The sequence below is a fragment of the Streptomyces meridianus genome (assembly GCF_023703325.1).
In the GTDB taxonomy this organism is placed as follows: Bacteria; Actinomycetota; Actinomycetes; order Streptomycetales; family Streptomycetaceae; genus Streptomyces; species Streptomyces meridianus.
This window is the reverse complement of the sequence record NZ_JAMQGM010000008.1, coordinates 136128-152056: the sequence shown is the minus strand read 5'-3', so window position 1 is coordinate 152056 and position 15929 is coordinate 136128. Positions and strand designations below refer to the sequence as shown.

General features: G+C 73.4%; 19 protein-coding genes. 6 read left to right on the top strand and 13 right to left on the bottom strand.

What is annotated here, in order from left to right; all coding sequences use genetic code 11:
* Window positions 1-172 precede the first annotated feature (172 nt).
* The 5 genes from M1E25_RS03885 to hisI form a co-directional block, all read right to left on the bottom strand.
* Window positions 173-655, bottom strand: a complete 483-nt coding sequence (locus tag M1E25_RS03885; protein ID WP_372500513.1) for a DUF2752 domain-containing protein — start codon at window positions 653-655, stop codon at window positions 173-175.
* 149 nt (window positions 656-804) lie between these two features.
* Window positions 805-1044, bottom strand: a complete 240-nt coding sequence (locus tag M1E25_RS03880) for an HGxxPAAW family protein (RefSeq protein WP_251409512.1) — start codon at window positions 1042-1044, stop codon at window positions 805-807.
* A 108-nt stretch (window positions 1045-1152) separates the two neighbouring features.
* Complete coding sequence (locus M1E25_RS03875) at window positions 1153-1809, bottom strand: TIGR02234 family membrane protein (RefSeq protein WP_308290386.1); 657 nt, start codon at window positions 1807-1809, stop codon at window positions 1153-1155.
* 77 nt (window positions 1810-1886) lie between these two features.
* Window positions 1887-3422 carry an anthranilate synthase component I gene (locus tag M1E25_RS03870; RefSeq protein WP_251409686.1) on the bottom strand — a complete coding sequence of 512 codons (1536 nt, stop codon included), beginning with the start codon at window positions 3420-3422 and terminating at the stop codon, window positions 1887-1889.
* 50 nt (window positions 3423-3472) lie between these two features.
* Entirely contained in the window at window positions 3473-3844 is a 372-nt protein-coding gene (hisI, locus tag M1E25_RS03865) for a phosphoribosyl-AMP cyclohydrolase (RefSeq protein ID WP_251409509.1), read from the bottom strand.
* A gap of 126 nt (window positions 3845-3970) precedes the next feature.
* Here hisI and M1E25_RS03860 point away from each other — a divergent pair, with 126 nt between their 5' ends.
* The 3 genes from M1E25_RS03860 to M1E25_RS03850 all read left to right on the top strand — a co-directional run bounded on the left by M1E25_RS03860 (window position 3971) and on the right by M1E25_RS03850 (window position 6772).
* On the top strand, window positions 3971-4759 hold the full coding sequence (locus M1E25_RS03860) for a hypothetical protein (RefSeq protein ID WP_251409506.1): 789 nt from the start codon (window positions 3971-3973) through the stop codon (window positions 4757-4759).
* 117 nt (window positions 4760-4876) lie between these two features.
* A complete protein-coding gene (locus tag M1E25_RS03855) occupies window positions 4877-5509 on the top strand; it encodes a TIGR03085 family metal-binding protein (protein WP_251409503.1) in 633 nt (210 codons plus the stop codon).
* A 276-nt stretch (window positions 5510-5785) separates the two neighbouring features.
* On the top strand, window positions 5786-6772 hold the full coding sequence (locus M1E25_RS03850; protein WP_251409500.1) for an NAD-dependent epimerase/dehydratase family protein: 987 nt from the start codon (window positions 5786-5788) through the stop codon (window positions 6770-6772).
* 23 nt (window positions 6773-6795) lie between these two features.
* Here the strand turns inward: M1E25_RS03850 and hisF are convergent, their stop codons facing one another.
* Genes hisF through hisD form a run of 8 tightly spaced genes read right to left on the bottom strand, consistent with a single transcriptional unit; the run spans window position 6796 to window position 12579 of the window.
* Window positions 6796-7566 carry an imidazole glycerol phosphate synthase subunit HisF gene (gene hisF, locus M1E25_RS03845; protein ID WP_251409497.1) on the bottom strand — a complete coding sequence of 257 codons (771 nt, stop codon included), beginning with the start codon at window positions 7564-7566 and terminating at the stop codon, window positions 6796-6798.
* A complete protein-coding gene (locus M1E25_RS03840) occupies window positions 7563-7982 on the bottom strand; it encodes a RidA family protein (RefSeq protein ID WP_251409494.1) in 420 nt (139 codons plus the stop codon). The genes hisF and M1E25_RS03840 overlap by 4 nt, the downstream gene beginning before the upstream one ends.
* Window positions 7979-8710: a bifunctional 1-(5-phosphoribosyl)-5-((5-phosphoribosylamino)methylideneamino)imidazole-4-carboxamide isomerase/phosphoribosylanthranilate isomerase PriA gene (gene priA / locus M1E25_RS03835; RefSeq protein ID WP_251409491.1), complete on the bottom strand. Its 732-nt coding sequence runs from the start codon at window positions 8708-8710 to the stop codon at window positions 7979-7981. The genes M1E25_RS03840 and priA overlap by 4 nt, the downstream gene beginning before the upstream one ends.
* Before the next feature lie 42 nt (window positions 8711-8752).
* Window positions 8753-9388: an imidazole glycerol phosphate synthase subunit HisH gene (gene hisH, locus M1E25_RS03830; protein ID WP_251409487.1), complete on the bottom strand. Its 636-nt coding sequence runs from the start codon at window positions 9386-9388 to the stop codon at window positions 8753-8755.
* Window positions 9385-9552: a CG2302 family histidine operon protein gene (locus M1E25_RS03825; RefSeq protein ID WP_251409484.1), complete on the bottom strand. Its 168-nt coding sequence runs from the start codon at window positions 9550-9552 to the stop codon at window positions 9385-9387. Before M1E25_RS03825 ends, hisH begins: the two co-directional genes overlap by 4 nt.
* Entirely contained in the window at window positions 9549-10142 is a 594-nt protein-coding gene (gene hisB, locus M1E25_RS03820) for an imidazoleglycerol-phosphate dehydratase HisB (protein ID WP_251409481.1), read from the bottom strand. The genes M1E25_RS03825 and hisB overlap by 4 nt, the downstream gene beginning before the upstream one ends.
* Window positions 10139-11233, bottom strand: coding sequence for a histidinol-phosphate transaminase (locus M1E25_RS03815; RefSeq protein ID WP_251409683.1), 1095 nt, complete (start codon window positions 11231-11233; stop codon window positions 10139-10141). The genes hisB and M1E25_RS03815 overlap by 4 nt, the downstream gene beginning before the upstream one ends.
* A gap of 23 nt (window positions 11234-11256) precedes the next feature.
* The gene (gene hisD, locus M1E25_RS03810) at window positions 11257-12579 is read right to left on the bottom strand and encodes a histidinol dehydrogenase (RefSeq protein WP_251409478.1); all 1323 of its coding nucleotides are present in this window, start codon (window positions 12577-12579) and stop codon (window positions 11257-11259) included.
* Window positions 12580-12832: 253 nt separating this feature from the next.
* Here hisD and M1E25_RS03805 point away from each other — a divergent pair, with 253 nt between their 5' ends.
* The 3 genes from M1E25_RS03805 to ybaK all read left to right on the top strand — a co-directional run bounded on the left by M1E25_RS03805 (window position 12833) and on the right by ybaK (window position 15919).
* Window positions 12833-14491 (top strand): oxidoreductase, encoded by a 1659-nt coding sequence (locus M1E25_RS03805; RefSeq protein ID WP_251409476.1) that lies wholly within the window; start codon window positions 12833-12835, stop codon window positions 14489-14491.
* Between the two features lie 149 nt (window positions 14492-14640).
* Window positions 14641-15378, top strand: a complete 738-nt coding sequence (locus M1E25_RS03800) for an LON peptidase substrate-binding domain-containing protein (protein ID WP_251409473.1) — start codon at window positions 14641-14643, stop codon at window positions 15376-15378.
* A 16-nt stretch (window positions 15379-15394) separates the two neighbouring features.
* Window positions 15395-15919, top strand: a complete 525-nt coding sequence (gene ybaK, locus M1E25_RS03795) for a Cys-tRNA(Pro) deacylase (RefSeq protein WP_251409470.1) — start codon at window positions 15395-15397, stop codon at window positions 15917-15919.
* Window positions 15920-15929: the final 10 nt, after the last annotated feature.

The following is a 15929-nucleotide window of genomic DNA, read 5'->3' as shown; positions in this document are numbered from 1 at the left end:
GAGCGGCTCCCTTCCGAACGTGATGGTTCCCTGGTCGGCTCCCGGAGAGCACTGCCCCGCGCCGGGACGCTCTGCGGGACCACTGCGATGGTATCCGGACGCGGGCCCCGGACCCGCATCCAGTGGGCGCCGGTCCCACGACCTGGACATTTCCCGGGAGCGAGGGCGCGCATCAGGGCGCCAGGGCGGAACCGAAGGGAAGGTTCCGCACGAGGGTGAACAGGGCGACGGCGGCAGCGAGGGACCACCAGTGCACAAAGCCCAGGGCGACCGCCGGGGCGGGACGGCCGCGTACGCACCTCAGCAGCCAGACCGTCCACACGACGGCGAAGACGGCGCTGCCGGCGACCACCGGGACATTGGAGCCGAGCGCGGTGAGGAGGTCTCCGTGGGCCAGTGCGTGGGCGCTGCGCAGGCCGCCGCAGCCGGGGCAGAGGATGTCCGTGAAGTGGAGCAGCGGGCAGAGCGGGTAGTGGCCCGGGGTGTTCGGGTCGACGGCGCCGACGTATCCGAAGGCGCTGCCGACGGAGGCCAGGACTGCGAGGGGGACGGCCGTACGGCGCAAGGGCCCGTGGGCGTGTTCGCCGGGGCGCGCGGGATGCGGCGCGCGTTCGCGCAGGTGCGGCGGCGCCGGCCGTACAGGCTGTTCGGTCACAGCACCGAGTCTGGATGCCGGGCGGGCCGCGCGCAGCGCGGGTGCCGCCGGGTGCGTCCGTCCGGGCCGTGCCCGGTCCCCGGGCGGCTTCCGCTCGGCTCCGGCCGTCCGGCGAGGGTCGCGCCCCCGCCGAAGGGCCGGTTCCGGGGTCAGCTCTGCGGCTGGGGTTCCGACGCGGGCGCCTTGGAGCGCGTGACGGTCTTCTGGCCCAGTCCGGCGGCACCCATGGCCAGGCCCACGACACCGCCCAGGGCCGCGACGACGAGGCCGCCCACGACGCCGAGCGGCTCGGCCATCACGGTGAAGGCACCGGAGATGCAGAACCCGATGAAGGCGATGGTGACCCCGGTCCAGGCGGCCGGGGTGTGTCCGTGGCTGCTTCCCGCCATGAGTACTCCTCGTTGCTGTGACGCGCCTGGGTGGGCGCGGTGAAGGCTCGGCGTCCATTGTCACCGACGCGCGCGGAACCTCCGTGGCGGGGTCCGCGCCCGGGTGCCTCAGGCGTCGCGGGTGGGGTCCTCGCCGCGGTCGAGCGCCTTCCAGATCTCCTCGGGGCGGTCCGGGTCCGCCGGGGCGCGCCGGGCGGTCGCGCCGGCCTGGCCGGGGCGTTCGTAGCGTCCGGACATCGCGGGCCAGTGCCGGCCGTGGCGGAGCGCGAGCAGCCCCGCCGCCAGCAGCAGCACGCCGCCCGCCGCCGAGGCCCAGGGCCAGACGGTGTGGGCGACCTCGCGTACGCCGGCTCCGGCCAGGCCGGTGGCCGCGGCCGCTTCCGCTTCGAGCGCGGAAGTGTCGGTGGCGCCCAGCACAGAGGTGACGACGATCGCGGCTCCGCACAGGGCCATCACCGCCGCGACCGCGGTGCGTCCGGACCGGCGTACGGCGAAGACGGCGACGAGCGAGGCCAGGGCGACCACGGCGAGGGCGGCGGGGATGCCGGTGACGTCACGACCCTGGGCGGTCAGCGGGACGGCGCCCTGTGCGGCGGACGTGACTGCCTCGCCCCAGGGCCTGCCGCCTGCGACGAGCGCGAGGGCGGCGCCTGCGGCTCCGAGGAACAGGGCGACGGCGAGACTGCGGCGGCGTCCCGCCTCGGCGGGCGGTCCGTCCGTGGTGCTGCCGGTGGCGTGGGCGGGCGGCTCGTGTTCGGGACTCACCCTTCCACTATGGCCTCCGGGCCGCCCCCGCCCGGAGGCGGGGGCTCGCCGGCGCCCTCCCGGCAGGCCGGCAGCGCTCACGCCTGCGGCCCGGAGATGCCGTTGGCGACAGCGACGGCACGCAGGACGGCCGCGGCCTTGTTGCGGCACTCGGTGTCCTCGGCGACCGGGTCGGAGTCGGCGACCACGCCGGCGCCGGCCTGGACGTAGGCGGTGCCGTCGCGCAGCAGCGCCGTGCGGATGGCGATGGCGGTGTCGGAGTCCCCGGCGAAGTCGAGGTAACCGACGCAGCCGCCGTAGACACCGCGCCGGGTCGGCTCGAGCTCGTCGATGATCTGCAGGGCCCGGGGCTTCGGCGCGCCCGACAGGGTTCCGGCGGGGAAGCAGGCGGTGAGGGCGTCGAAGGCGGTGCGGTCCTCGGCGAGGCGGCCGGTGACGGTGGAGACGATGTGCATGACGTGGCTGTAGCGCTCGATCGTCATGAAGTCGACGACCTCGACGCTGCCGGGCTCGCAGACCCGGCCGAGGTCGTTGCGGCCGAGGTCGACGAGCATGAGGTGCTCGGCGCGTTCCTTGGGGTCGGCGAGCAGTTCGTCGGCGAGGGCGGCGTCCTCCCGGGGGGTGGCGCCGCGCGGGCGGGTGCCGGCGATGGGGTGCATCATCGCCCGGCCCTCCTCGACCTTGACCAGGGCCTCGGGGCTGGAGCCCACCACGTCGAATCCGCCGGGCCCCCCGGGTGCCCCGTCGTCCCCGGATCCGGGAAAGCGGAAGAGGTACATGTAGGGGCTGGGGTTGGTGGCGCGCAGCACTCGGTAGACGTCGAGGGCGGAGGCGTGGCAGGGGGTCTCGAACCGCTGCGAGGGAACGACCTGGAAGGCCTCGCCGGAGCGGATCCGTTCCTTGATGTCCTCGACGGCCGACTGGTAGTCGGTGCCGCCCCAGAGCGCGGAGTACTCGGGCACCTGCGCGGGCGGCAGTTCGACGGTGCCGGCCGGAGCGGGCCGGGCGAGGTCGGCGGCCATCCTGTCGAGCCGGGCGACGGCATCGGCGTGGGCCTCGTCGACTCCGGTGTCGAGGTCGTTGTGGTTGATCGCGTTGGCGATCAGCAGCACGGTGCCGTCCCAGTGGTCGAGGACGGCGAGGTCGGAGGTGAGGAGCATGGTCAGTTCGGGCAGGCGCAGGTCGTCGCGTCCGCCGTCACCGACCCGCTCGAGCCGGCGCACGATGTCGTAGCCGAGGTAGCCGACCATTCCGCCGGTGAACGGCGGCAGTTGGGTCGATCCTCCGAGGTCGCGAGGCGTGTGGAGGGTTTCGACGGTGGCGCGCAGGGCCTGCAGGGGGTCGCCGGTGGTGGGGAGGCCGACGGGCGGGGTGCCGAGCCAGTGGGCCTCGCCGTCGCGTTCGGTGAGCGTGGCAGCGCTGCGGACGCCGACGAAGGAGTAGCGGGACCAGGAGCGGTTGTTCTCGGCCGACTCCAGGAGGAAGGTGCCGGGCCGTTCGCCGGCGAGTTTGCGGTAGAGGCCGATCGGGGTGTCGCCGTCCGCAAGCAGCCTGCGGCTGACCGGGATGACGCGCCGGTCGGCGGCCAGCTTGCGGAACGTGGCGAGGTCCATGGTGGCGGCACCGGGAGTCATGTGGCGGGATCCTACTGGTGGGTGAGTGGTCACCGGCCGGAGCCGGGGGTGATGTCCCCGGCGTCGAAGCAGGTGCGGTCGCCGGTGTGGCAGGCGGCGCCGGTCTGGTCGACCTTGACGAGCACGGTGTCGGCGTCGCAGTCGAGGGCGACGGACTTGACGTGCTGGACGTGGCCCGAGGTGTCGCCCTTGGCCCAGTACTCCCGGCGGCTGCGGCTCCAGTAGGTGCAGCGGCCGGTGGTGAGGGTGCGGTGGAGCGCCTCGTCGTCCATCCAGCCGAGCATCAGCACCTCGCCGGTGTCGTACTGCTGGGCGATGGCCGGGAAGAGCCCCTCGTCGTTGCGGCGCAGGCGGGCGGCCAGAGCCGGGTCGAGTCCGGAGGAGGGCTGTGTACGGGACATGCGCCCATTGTGCCGCCGGGGGCGGGGCGCCGTGAAACCGGTGCGCCGGGTGGGCCCGTCGGGGCGGGTTCCGGCTGTCGCCGGATCTCGTGAGCACGGACACGGGCGATGGGGCATGCTTCGGGCATGACCTTCCCGCCTCCGCCGCACGAGCGTCCTTCTTCGTCGCCCGGCGGCGGCTTCGGTCCGCCGCCGGACCTGGGAATGCCGGATGCCGCCGCACCGGTGGCCGGCGGCGTTTTCGGGCCGCCTCCGGCGCCCTTCGGTCCCGGGGCGGGCGGTCCTCCTCCCGGCGGCGACGGCGGGGACCGCGCCCCGCGGATAGCGGCGTTCTTCATCGGTGCGGTGCTGGTGGTCGGGCTGGGCGTCGGCGGGCTCCTGATCGTCACCAGCGACGGCCCGGCGACGGCCGACGCGGGCAGGCGTCCGGCACCGGCGAAGACCTCCCCCACTCCGGCGCCGCCGCGCGGCGGCGCCGGGGCCACCGAGCCGCCGTCGGACACGGGGGCGCCGGGGGGACCGGCGCCCCCGCCCTCCGACGCGCCGGGCGAAGAGCTGCCGTTCGTGGCCCTGGGCCGGGGGGTGTGCTTCGACCATCCCGAACTCGACCCCGGCGTGCGCAAGGTCGTCGAGCGTCCGTGCACGGGACCGCACGACGGCGAGGTGATAGGGAACCGGGAACTCACCGGTGACTTCGCCTCGGACCAGGAGCTGGAGACCGAGGCACTGCGGCTGTGCGGCAGCGATGTGAAGCGCCGCATGCGGGACATTCCGGACGACGGCCGGCAGTACTACAACTACGCGCTCTACCCGTCGCTCCCGACGTATCAGACCGAGGGCGAGAACCGGGTCTCCTGTGCCCTGACGCTCAGCGACGGGCCGGGGGGACGGAAGCTGACGGCCGCGCTCCCCTGACCGTGGAGTTCCCTCCGGACACGCTTCCCGGTGACCCGGCCGGCCCGCGGCAACGAGCCGTGCGGGTCACCGCGCGGCACCGTGGCGGGCCGGGGCTGCCGGTCGTACGCTGGCGGCATGTCGACTCATGCACAGCGTGAACGCCTACTCCTCGCCGACCTGTTGGAAACGGCCGGGTCCGCGGCCCCAACCCTGTGCGACGGCTGGACGACCCGCGAACTCGCGGCGCACCTGGTGGTCCGGGAGCGGCGGGCGGACGCGGCCGGCGGCGTCCTGTTCAAGCCGCTCGCCGACCGGCTCGCCCGGGTGCAGGCCGAGTTCGCCGCCAAGCCGTACGAGGAGCTGATCCAGCTCATCCGCACCGGTCCGCCACGGATGTCCCCGCTCGCCATCAAGCAGATCGACGAAGCCGCCAACACCGTCGAGTTCTTCGTCCACGCCGAGGACGTCCGCCGGGCGCAGCCGGACTGGACGCCCCGGGAGCTGGATCGGGTGTTCTCCGACGCCCTGTGGTCCCGGATCGAGAAGATGGCACGCGTTCTGGGCCGCCGCTCCCCGGTCGGGCTGGTGCTGCGGCGCCCGGACGGCCGGACTGCGGTGGCCCGCCGGGGTGTTCCGGTGGTCACCGTGACCGGCGAGCCGGGTGAGCTGACCATCTTCCTGTTCGGCCGGCAAGAGGCGGCGCGGATCGAGGTGGAGGGCGACAAGGAGGCCGTCGGCCGGCTGTACGAGGCGAAACTCGGGTTGTGATTCCTCCGGGAAGACGATTCCTCACCGTCCGGGGCTGATATGGGGTTTCCGGATGGAAGCGGGCCCCGGCGGTGGGCGGGTGGGGCAGGCACCGGCGCGCTGCCCGAGTTCCGCACGGCGGGACCGCGGCGGTCCGGCGCACGCCCGGTGCCGTCCGCCGCCCCGGTGCCGTCCGCCGCCCCGGTGCCGCTCGGCGGACCGGAGTTCCGCCGGGAGCGATTCCGCTGAGAGCTTGCGGCGGTTCACGGACGGCGTCCGCAGGGGCAGAGTCACCGCATGAGACTGCTGATGCTGGGCGGGACGGGATTCGTGGGCCGCGCGGTCGCGGACGAGGCGCTGGCGCGGGGCTGGCAGGTGACGGTGTTCAACCGCGGACACCACGAGGCGCCGCCGGGCGCCGCCCAGGTGACGGGTGACCGGACCTCGCCCGGCGGAACCGCGGCCCTGGCGCAGGGCACGTGGGACGTGGTGGTGGACACCTGGACGGGCGCGCCGTCGGCGGTCCGCGACGCCGCGCGGGTGCTGGCCGGTCGCGCGGGCCACTACGTCTACGTCTCCAGTCGATCGGTGTACCGCTACCCGGCCGCAGCGGGGCTGGACGAGGACGGGCCGCTGGTGGACGCCTCGCCGGACGACGGCGACGACGGCGATTACGCACGCGCCAAGCGCGGCGGTGAGCTCGCCGCCGCCGAGGCGTTCGGTGACAACGCCCTGCTGGCCCGCGCCGGGCTGATCATCGGCCCGCGGGAGAACATCGGACGGCTGCCGTGGTGGCTCCACCGCATCGCGCGGGGCGGCCCGGTCCTGGCGCCGGGTCCGCGCGAGCTGCCCCTGCAGTACATCGATGCGCGCGATCTGGCCGCGTGGGTCCTGGACGCCGCCGCCCGGGGGCTCGGCGGGCCCTTCAACGTCGTCAGCCGGCCGGGCCACACCACGATGGGCGAGCTCCTGGAGACGTGCGTGCGCGTCACCGGCGGGGCGGCCGAACTGCGCTGGACGGCCCCGGAGCGGATCGTGGCGGCCGGCGTCGAGCCGTGGTCGCAGCTTCCGGTATGGCTGCCACCGGGCGAGCTGTACGACACCCTGCACCGGGGCGACGTCTCCCGGGCGCTGGCGGCCGGCCTGCGCTGCCGGCCCGTCGCGGAGACGGTGGCCGACACCTGGGACTGGTTGCAGAGCATCGGCGGGCGGGCCCCGCAGCGCCCGGACCGTCCCGTCGTCGGCCTGGACCCCGGGACGGAGGCGAAGGTCCTCGCGGGCTGAACCGCCCGTGCGGCGCGACCGGTTCAGCGCACCGGGTGGCCGGCCGCGCGGAGGGTGTCCTTGACCTGGCCGATGCGCAGGTCGCCGAAGTGGAAGACGGAAGCGGCGAGGACCGCGTCCGCCCCGGCGTCGACCGCGGGCGGGAAGTCCTCGAGACGTCCGGCGCCACCGCTGGCGATCACGGGGACGGTGACGTGCTTGCGGACCGCTTCGATCATGGCGGTGTCGTAGCCGTCCCTGGTGCCGTCCGCGTCCATGGAGTTCAAGAGGATTTCGCCGGCGCCGAGTTCGGCCGCGCGGTGGGCCCACTCGACCGCGTCGATGCCGGTGCCGCGCCGCCCGCCGTGGGTGGTGACCTCGAAGCCGGAGGCGGTGACGGTGCCCTCGGCGGTGCGCCGGGCGTCGACCGACAGCACGAGCACCTGGCTGCCGAAGCGTTCGGCGATCTCGCGGATCAGCTCGGGGCGGGCGATGGCAGCGGTGTTGACGCCGACCTTGTCGGCGCCCGCCCGCAGCAGCTTGTCCACGTCCTCGGCGGTGCGGACCCCACCGCCGACGGTCAGCGGGATGAAGACCTGCTCGGCCGTGCGGCGCACGACGTCATAAGTCGTCTCCCGGTTGCCGGAGGAGGCGGTGATGTCGAGGAAGGTCAGCTCGTCGGCACCCTCCGCGTCGTACACCCGCGCCATCTCGACGGGGTCGCCGGCGTCGCGCAGGTTCTGGAAGTTGACCCCCTTGACGACCCGGCCGCCGTCCACGTCCAGGCAGGGGATGACTCGGACCGCGAGGGTCATGCAGGGGCTCCTCGGAGTGGTTCCGGTGCGGCACGGAACGCCTCGAGCTCCACCTCGACCAGCACCCGGCTGTCGACGAAGCCCGAGACCACGACCATCGTGGCAGCGGGGCGTACCGCGTCGAAGAGTTTCTTGTGGGCACGGCCGACGGCGTCCACGTCCCGGGCATGGGTCAGGTACATCCGGGTTCGGATGACGTCCTCCGCCCCGAGCCCGAACTTCTCCAGCGCGACCAGGCCGTTGCGGAAGGCTGCGGTCGCCTGCTCGTACGGATCGCCCTCGCCCAGCAGGACGTCGCCGGCGAACGGCATGGTGCCCGACACGAGCACCCGGTCGCCCGCGGCCACCGCGCGCGCGAACCCGATCGTCTCCTCCCAGGGGCTGTCGGACTGCACTCGCCGCACGGCTTCGTTCATGGGGACACTGCCTCCAGAGCCTCTTCCAGGGTGAACGCCTTGGCGTAGAGCGCCTTGCCCACGATGGCGCCTTCGACACCTTCGGGGACCAGGGAGGCGATGGCCCGCAGGTCATCGAGGGAGGAGACACCGCCGGAGGCCACCACGGGCTTGTCGGTGGCGGCGCACACGTTCCTCAGCAGCTCCAGGTTGGGCCCCTGGAGGGTGCCGTCCTTGGCGATGTCGGTGACGACGTAGCGCGCGCAGCCCTCGGAGTCGAGCCGTGCGAGCGTCTGGTACAGGTCGCCGCCGTCGCGTGTCCAGCCGCGGCCGCGCAGGGTGGTGCCGCGGACGTCGAGGCCGACGGCGATCCGGTCGCCGTACTCGGCGATGACCTTGGCGACCCACTCGGGGGTCTCGAGGGCGGCGGTACCGAGGTTGACGCGGGTGCAGCCGGTGGCGAGGGCGGCGGCGAGCGTGTCGTCGTCGCGGATGCCGCCGGACAGCTCGACCTTGATGTCCATCGAGCGGGCGACCTCGGCGATCCGCGCCCGGTTGTCGCCGGTGCCGAAGGCGGCGTCGAGGTCGACCAGGTGCAGCCACTCGGCGCCGGCCTGCTGCCAGGCGAGGGCCGCGGCGAGCGGGTCGCCGTACGAGGTCTCGGATCCGGACTCGCCGTGCACCAGGCGGACGGCCTGGCCGTCGCGGACGTCGACGGCGGGGAGGAGTTCCAGGCGGTGGGTGGTCATCGGGCCAATCCCTCGGTGATGGTTCTGTGCGTTCCGGAGGCTCTAGAGAGTTGCGAGCCAGTTGGTGAGCAACTGCTGTCCGGCGTCGCCGGACTTCTCGGGGTGGAACTGGGTCGCCCACAGCGGGCCGTTCTCGACGGCGGCGACGAAGGGCTTGCCGTGGGTGGCCCAGGTGACCCTGGGTGCGGTGATGCCGGGGTTGACCGTCTCGAGCTCCCAGTCGTGCACGGCGTAGGAGTGCACGAAGTAGAAGCGGGCGTCGGCGTCCAGTCCGGCGAACAGCCGTGAATCGTCGGGGGCCTCGACGGTGTTCCATCCCATGTGCGGGACGACGTCCGCCTGCAGCGGCCCGACCGTACCGGGCCACTCGTCGAGGCCCTCGGCCTCCTGCCCGTGCTCGATCCCGCGGGAGAAGAGGATCTGCATGCCGACACAGATGCCCATCACCGGCCGGCCGCCGGCGAGTCTGCGGCCGACGAGCCAGTCCCCGCGGGCCTCACGCAGGCCCCGCATACAGGCCGCGAAGGCCCCGACCCCGGGCACGAGCAGGCCGTCGGCGGCCATGGCCCTGTCGTAGTCGCGGGTGATCTCCACGTCGGCGCCGACGTGGGCCAGGGCACGCTCCGCGGAGCGGACGTTGCCGAATCCGTAGTCGAGGACGACCACGCACTTGCTCATTCCCAGACTCCCTGAAGTCGCATGACGCCGGCCAGCAGGCAGAGCGCGGACCCGGTGCCGAGCACCGCCACCACCCCGACCGGCATGCCCTGCTTGCGGAAGGAGATGACGCCGCCGAGGAGGAACAGGCCGACGACGATGAGGAGCGTCGACAGGCCCGTCACAGCGCGCCCTTGGTGGAGGGCAGGATTCCGGCAGCGCGCGGGTCCCACTCGGCGGCGTAGCGCAGCGCCCGGGCGAGTGCCTTGAACTGGCACTCGACGATGTGGTGGGCGTTGCGGCCGTACGGCACGTGGATGTGCAGGGCGATCTGCGCCTGGGCGACGAAGGACTCGAAGATGTGCCGGGTCATCGTGGTGTCGTAGCTGCCGATCATCGGCGCCATGTTCTCCGGTTCGGTGTGCACCAGGTAGGGGCGGCCGGAGAGGTCGACGGTGACCTGGGCGAGCGACTCGTCCAGCGGCACCGTGCAGTTGCCGAAGCGGTGGATGCCGACCTTGTCGCCGAGCGCCTGCTTGAAGGCGGCGCCGAGCGCGAGGGAGGTGTCCTCGATGGTGTGGTGGCTGTCGATGTGCAGGTCGCCCTCGGTCTTGACCGTCAGGTCGAACAGGCCGTGGCGCCCGAGCTGGTCGAGCATGTGGTCGTAGAAGCCGACGCCCGTCGAGACGTCGACCTTTCCGGTCCCGTCGAGATCGATCTCGACGACGACGGATGTCTCCTTGGTGGTGCGCTCAACGCGGCCCACGCGGGTCATGCGTTCTCCTTCATCAGCTCGCGTACCGCATCCAGGAACGCGTCGTTCTCGGCCGGGGTGCCCGCGGTGACCCGCAGGTGTCCGGGCACGCCGTTGTCCCGGACGAGCACCCCCCGGTCCAGCAGCTGCTGCCATGCGGCGTGTGCGTCGTCGAACCGCCCGAACTGCACGAAGTTGGCATCCGAGTCGGTGACCTCGCATCCCGCCGCCCGCAGCTCGGTCACGATGCGGTCCCGCTCGGCCTTGAGCTGGTCGACGTATCCCAGCAGCGTATCGGTGTGTTCGAGGGCGGCGAGCGCAGTGGCCTGGGTGACGGCGGACAGGTGGTACGGCAGCCGTACCAGCTGCACCGCGTCGACGACCGCCGGGTGCGCCGCCAGGTACCCGAGCCGCAGTCCGGCGGCGCCGAACGCCTTCGACATGGTCCGGCTGACGACCAGGTGCCGGCGCCCCTCGATGAGCGGCAGCAGCGACGGGTGGTGGCTGAACTCGCCGTACGCCTCGTCGACGACCACCATCGAGGGCTTCGCCGCCTGCGCGGCGTCGTACAGCCGGCGCACGGTGGCGGCGTCGACGGCGGTGCCGGTCGGGTTGTTGGGCGAGGTGATGAACACCACGTCGGGGCGGTGCTCGGCGATGGCCGCCTCGGCCGCGCCGACGTCGATGGTGAAGTCGGTGTTGCGCGGTCCGGAGAGCCAGCCGGTGCCGGTGCCGCGCGAGATGAGGGCGTGCATCGAGTAGGAGGGCTCGAAGCCGATCGCGGTGCGGCCGGGCCCGCCGAAGGCCTGGAGCAGCTGCTGCAGGACCTCGTTGGAGCCGTTGGCCGCCCACACCTGCTCCAGGGCCACCTCGTGGCCGCAGGTGCGGGTGAGGTACTTCGCGAGTTCGGTGCGCAGCTCGACGGCGTCCCGGTCGGGGTAGCGGTTGAGTTCGCGGGCGGCGTCGCGGACCCGCTCGGCGATCCGCTGCACGAGCGGTTCGGGCAGCGGATACGGATTCTCGTTGGTGTTCAGGCGCACGGGTACGTCGAGCTGGGGCGCCCCGTAGGGGGACTTGCCGCGCAACTCGTCGCGGATGGGCAGGTCGTCCATGGCGGACCGGGCGGGCTTGCTCGTCACTGGCTCTGCGGCACCTTCCAGTCGAACCGTGCCTTGATCGCCGCGCCGTGTGCGGGCAGGTCCTCGGCGTCGGCGAGGGTCACCACGTGGTGGGCGACCTCGGCGAGCGCGTCGCGGCTGTAGTCGACGACGTGGATGCCGCGCAGGAACGACTGCACGGACAGGCCGGAGGAGTGGCAGGCGCAGCCGCCGGTGGGCAGCACGTGGTTGGAGCCGGCGCAGTAGTCGCCGAGGGACACGGGCGCGTAGGGGCCGACGAAGACCGCGCCGGCGTTGCGCACCCGGGCCGCGACGGCGGAGGCGTCCGCTGTCTGGATCTCCAGGTGCTCGGCCGCGTAGGCGTCCACGACCCGCAGGCCCTCGTCGAGGCCGTCGACGAGGACGATCGCCGACTGGCGGCCGGCCAGCGCCGTGGTGATGCGCTCGCGGTGCCGCGTCGCCTCGACCTGGGCCTTGAGGTCGGTCTCGACCGCGTCGGCCAGGTCCGGGGAGTCGGTGACGAGGACGGCGGCGGCCAGGGTGTCGTGCTCGGCCTGGCTGATGAGGTCGGAGGCGACGTGGGCGGGGTCCGCCGTGGTGTCGGCGAGCACGGCGATCTCGGTGGGTCCGGCTTCGGCGTCGATGCCGATGCGGCCCTTGAGCAGGCGCTTGGCCGCGGCCACGTAGATGTTGCCGGGGCCGGTGACCAGGTCGACGGGCCGGCACTCGTCGGTGCCGTAGGCGAACATGGCGATCGCCTGGGCACCGCCGGCGGCGTACACCTCGTCGACGCCGAGCAGGGCGCAGGCGGCGAGGACGGTCGGGTGCGGCAGGCCGCCGAACCGGGCCTGCGGGGGCGAGGAGACGGCGATGCCCTCGACACCGGCCTCCTGGGCCGGGACCACGTTCATCACGACGGACGACGGGTAGACCGCGAGGCCGCCGGGGACGTACAGGCCGACGCGCTCGACGGGCACCCAGCGCTCGGTGACGGTGCCGCCGGGGACGACGCGGGTGGTGTGGTCGGTGCGGCGCTGCTCGCGGTGGACCAGGCGGGCGCGGTGGATCGCCTCCTCGAGTCCCGCGCGGACAGCCGGGTCCAGCTCGTCCAGCGCCCGGGACAGGGCCTCGGTCGGCACCCGGACCCGCTCGAGGGAGACGCCGTCGAACCGCTGCGCGTAGTCGATCAGCGCCGCGGTGCCGCGATGGCGCACGTCGTCACAGATCGGCCTCACCTTCTCCAGGGCGGCCTCGACGTCGAACTCGGCTCGTGGCAGCAGGTCTCTCAGGGCGGCGCCCTCGGGGAGGGCGTCGCCGCGCAGGTCGATTCGGGAGATCACGCAGTCCAGTGTCTCAGACCGGGCGGACGCTCCTGTCGCACGTATCAGTGGCTGATACGGCGGCCGGACACGACCGTCACCCGCCGCGTTCAGGCGGTCGCCGAGCGGGAATGGAGGAAGGTGAGGGGCGTATGTGCCCCACGATCCGGAATCGGCCCGTGTGACGCGGGCCGCCGCCCGGCCTGCAGCCCGTCACGTGCACGGTCCGGCCCGGTTCCGGATTCCGCCGCACGGCAGGGGGAGGGGAACGGCCGTGGTGCATCCAGCCGTACCGGGGAGTCGCGGAGGTCCGGGTGACGGGGGCGAGTGCGCACACCCCGGCGCGGCACACGACGCCGAGCCGCCCGCGGAGCTCGAGCCGACGGCCGCCGAGCGGTCGATGTGGCAGGCGTTCCGCAACGGCACGGTGTGCGATCTGCGGGCCGGCGATCAGGAGCAGGACGACACCGCCGGCCCGTACCCGTGGGGACCGGAGCGCGCCGTGCGTGCCCGGCTGGTCGCCCTGCTGCTGCTCGACGGTCCGCCCGGCCTGCCGGGACGGGTGGCGGCGCTGAAGCTTCGCGGGGCGCTCGTCACCGGCGCCCTCGACCTGTCGGGAGGGACGGTCGAGCCGTACGTGGAGCTGCGCGACTGCCGCTTCGAGCACGAGGTCCTGCTGCCGGAGTGCCGCTTCACGACCCTGCGCATGACCGGTTGTCTGATACCCCGGCTGGAGGCCGCACGGCTGACCACCGAGGGGGACCTCCATCTGCCCCGGTGCACGGTCCCCGGCGGCATGCGGCTCACCGACGCGCACATCGGAACCGACCTGCTCCTCAACCAGCTCACGGTCCACCCCGACCGCCGGGGCCGGTCCATCGCCGCGGACGGGCTGAGCGTCGCCCAGGACCTCCAGGCGGAGATGCTGGAGTCGCGAGGGGAGATCAGCCTGCGGGGCGCGCAGGTGGGGGTGTCGTTCAGCATGCGCGGGAGCAGGCTGAGCAATCCGTACGGGCGGGCGTTGAACGCACCGCAGCTGACCGTCGCGCGCAGCCTCTACCTGACGTCGATCGGGCTCAGCGGCATGCTGTTCGGCGGCGCCACCCCGCCGTACAGCATCTCGGCGACCCCGGCCCAGGGCACCCGGGTCCAGCGGTTCGAGTGCGAGGGTGGGATCCGGCTGGACGACGGCCGGTTCGGGGACGCCGCCGACTTCTACCAGGCCCGGTTCGTCATGGAGCCGGACCAGGAACTGTCGTTGCGCCGCATCCAGACGCCGGAGCTGCGGTTCCTCGGCGAGCGCCCCCGGGCGGGACGGGTGGTGCTGTCGGGCGCGAAGGTCGGCAACCTGGTCGACAGGTCGACGAGCTGGCCGGCCCCGGGGGGGCTGGCGATGGCGGGGTTCACGTACGAGGCCCTGATCCCCCGCGGCAACTTCCCGTTGCCGAAGCGGCTGGAGTGGGTCGCGGCCGCCACCCCGGAATACGCCCCGGGCCCGTACGAGCAGCTGGCGCACGTACTGCGGGCCTGTGGGGAGGACGCGGAGGCCCGGGAGGTGCTGCTGGCCAAGCACCGCCGGCGGCGGGAAACCCTGCCGCCGGCCGGGAAGCTGTGGGGGTACCTCCAGGACCTGACGGTGGCCTACGGCTACCGTCCGGGGCAGGCTGCGCTGTGGATGGCGGTGCTGTGGGCAGTGGGCACCCTGCTGTTCGCACAGAACCGTCCCTCCCCGCTCAAGGAGGGCGAGGAGCCCCACTGGGACGCGGCGCTCTACGTCCTGGACCTGCTGCTTCCTGTGATCGATCTCGGGCAGGCGGGCGCCTGGCGTCCGGGCGGCGGGTACCAGTGGGCTGCGGCCGCCATGATCATCCTGGGCTGGATCCTGGCCACCACGGTGGCGGCGGGCGCCTCCCGGGTGCTGCGACGCAACTGATGCCACGTGCCCGGTCCTCGGCGTGGACCCCGCACGAGCAGACCCGCACCGTGCGATCCGGTGTTCCCGGCTCCGCGGGGCCCGGGGAACACCGGGCGCCTCGGGCCTGTCCTCAGAGATCCACCGGACACGCCTTAGGCTTGAGCGTCGTGACCACCGCGCGCATTCCGCTCTTCCCGCTGAACTCCGTTCTCTTCCCCGGTCTCGTACTGCCGTTGAACGTGTTCGAGCAGCGGTACCGCGCGCTGATGCGCGCCCTCCTCGAGCTGCCCGAGGACGAGCGGCGGTTCGGCGTCGTGGCCATCCGCGACGGCCGGGAGGTCGCTCCGAGCGCCCCGGGGATGCCCGATGTCACGGCCCATACCGCACGCGGCGCCGCCGCCGGTTTCGGCGCGGAGCCCATGGACTCGTTCTTCACCGTCGGCTGCACCGCGGACGCCGCGACGATCCGGGAGAAGAGCGACGGCGGCTTCGAGGTGCTGTCCACCGGGACCCGCCGGTTCCGGCTGCTGTCGGTGGACGCCTCCGGGCCGTATCTGGTCGGCGAGACCGAGGAGTTGGACGAGCCGGAGGGCGAAGGGGCCGGGGCACTCGCGTCGGGGGTGCTGCGGACCTTCCGCACCTATCAGAAGCGTCTGGCGGGGGCCAACGAACGGTCCATGGCGGGCGAGCAGGAACTGCCCGACCAGCCGTCGGTCGTCTCCTACCTGGTGGCGGCGGCAGCGGAACTCGACACCCCGACCAAGCAGCGGCTGCTCGAGGCGCCGACCACGGCGGCGCGCCTCGCTCAGGAGCTGAAGATCCTGCGGGCGGAGTGCTCGGTCATCCGCAGCCTGCCGTCGCTGCCGGCCGTGAAGCTCACCCAGCAGCCCACCAGCCCCAACTGACACGAGGTCCGACGCGTTGCCCAGGAAGTCCCGCAAGCAGCAGTCGAACGGCACGCCCGCCACCGTGGCCCTGACCGCGGCGGGCGTCGCCTTCACCACCCACGCCTACGCGCACGACCCCGCATCTCCGTCGTACGGCGAAGAGGCCGCGGAGGCGCTCGGCGCAGCGTTGGGCATCCCGCTCGAGGACGCCCGGGGGAGGATCTTCAAGACTCTGCTCGCGGACGTCGACGGGGCGCTTACGGTTGCGGTCGTGCCGGTCGCCGGGTCACTCGACCTCAAGGCCCTGGCCGCGGCGGCCGGCGGCAAGCGGGCCGCGATGGCCGACCCGGCTGCGGCCGAACGGGCGACGGGCTACGTCCGGGGCGGCATCTCACCGCTCGGCCAGCGACGGCGGCTGCCGACCGTGCTGGACGCCTCGGCGGCGGCGCACACGACAGTGTGCGTGTCGGCGGGCCGCCGGGGTCTGGAGGTCGAGCTCGCGCCGGCCGACCTGGCGGCGCTCACCGGCGCGGTGCTGGCGCCGATCGCCCGGAGCTGACCACACGGCC

What these genes read in the sequence shown, in the direction of transcription:
- hisH (WP_251409487.1), bottom strand. Translation starts at nt 9,388, where the DNA reads ATGAGCAAGTGCGTGGTCGTCCTCGACTACGGATTCGGCAACGTCCGC.
- M1E25_RS03870 (WP_251409686.1), bottom strand. Translation starts at nt 3,422, where the DNA reads ATGGACCTCGCCACGTTCCGCAAGCTGGCCGCCGACCGGCGCGTCATC.
- M1E25_RS03855 (WP_251409503.1), top strand. Translation starts at nt 4,877, where the DNA reads ATGTCGACTCATGCACAGCGTGAACGCCTACTCCTCGCCGACCTGTTG.
- hisF (WP_251409497.1), bottom strand. Translation starts at nt 7,566, where the DNA reads ATGACCCTCGCGGTCCGAGTCATCCCCTGCCTGGACGTGGACGGCGGC.
- M1E25_RS03815 (WP_251409683.1), bottom strand. Translation starts at nt 11,233, where the DNA reads ATGGACGACCTGCCCATCCGCGACGAGTTGCGCGGCAAGTCCCCCTAC.
- M1E25_RS03880 (WP_251409512.1), bottom strand. Translation starts at nt 1,044, where the DNA reads ATGGCGGGAAGCAGCCACGGACACACCCCGGCCGCCTGGACCGGGGTC.
- M1E25_RS03840 (WP_251409494.1), bottom strand. Translation starts at nt 7,982, where the DNA reads ATGAACGAAGCCGTGCGGCGAGTGCAGTCCGACAGCCCCTGGGAGGAG.
- priA (WP_251409491.1), bottom strand. Translation starts at nt 8,710, where the DNA reads ATGACCACCCACCGCCTGGAACTCCTCCCCGCCGTCGACGTCCGCGAC.
- hisI (WP_251409509.1), bottom strand. Translation starts at nt 3,844, where the DNA reads ATGTCCCGTACACAGCCCTCCTCCGGACTCGACCCGGCTCTGGCCGCC.
- hisB (WP_251409481.1), bottom strand. Translation starts at nt 10,142, where the DNA reads ATGACCCGCGTGGGCCGCGTTGAGCGCACCACCAAGGAGACATCCGTC.
- M1E25_RS03860 (WP_251409506.1), top strand. Translation starts at nt 3,971, where the DNA reads ATGACCTTCCCGCCTCCGCCGCACGAGCGTCCTTCTTCGTCGCCCGGC.
- M1E25_RS03850 (WP_251409500.1), top strand. Translation starts at nt 5,786, where the DNA reads ATGAGACTGCTGATGCTGGGCGGGACGGGATTCGTGGGCCGCGCGGTC.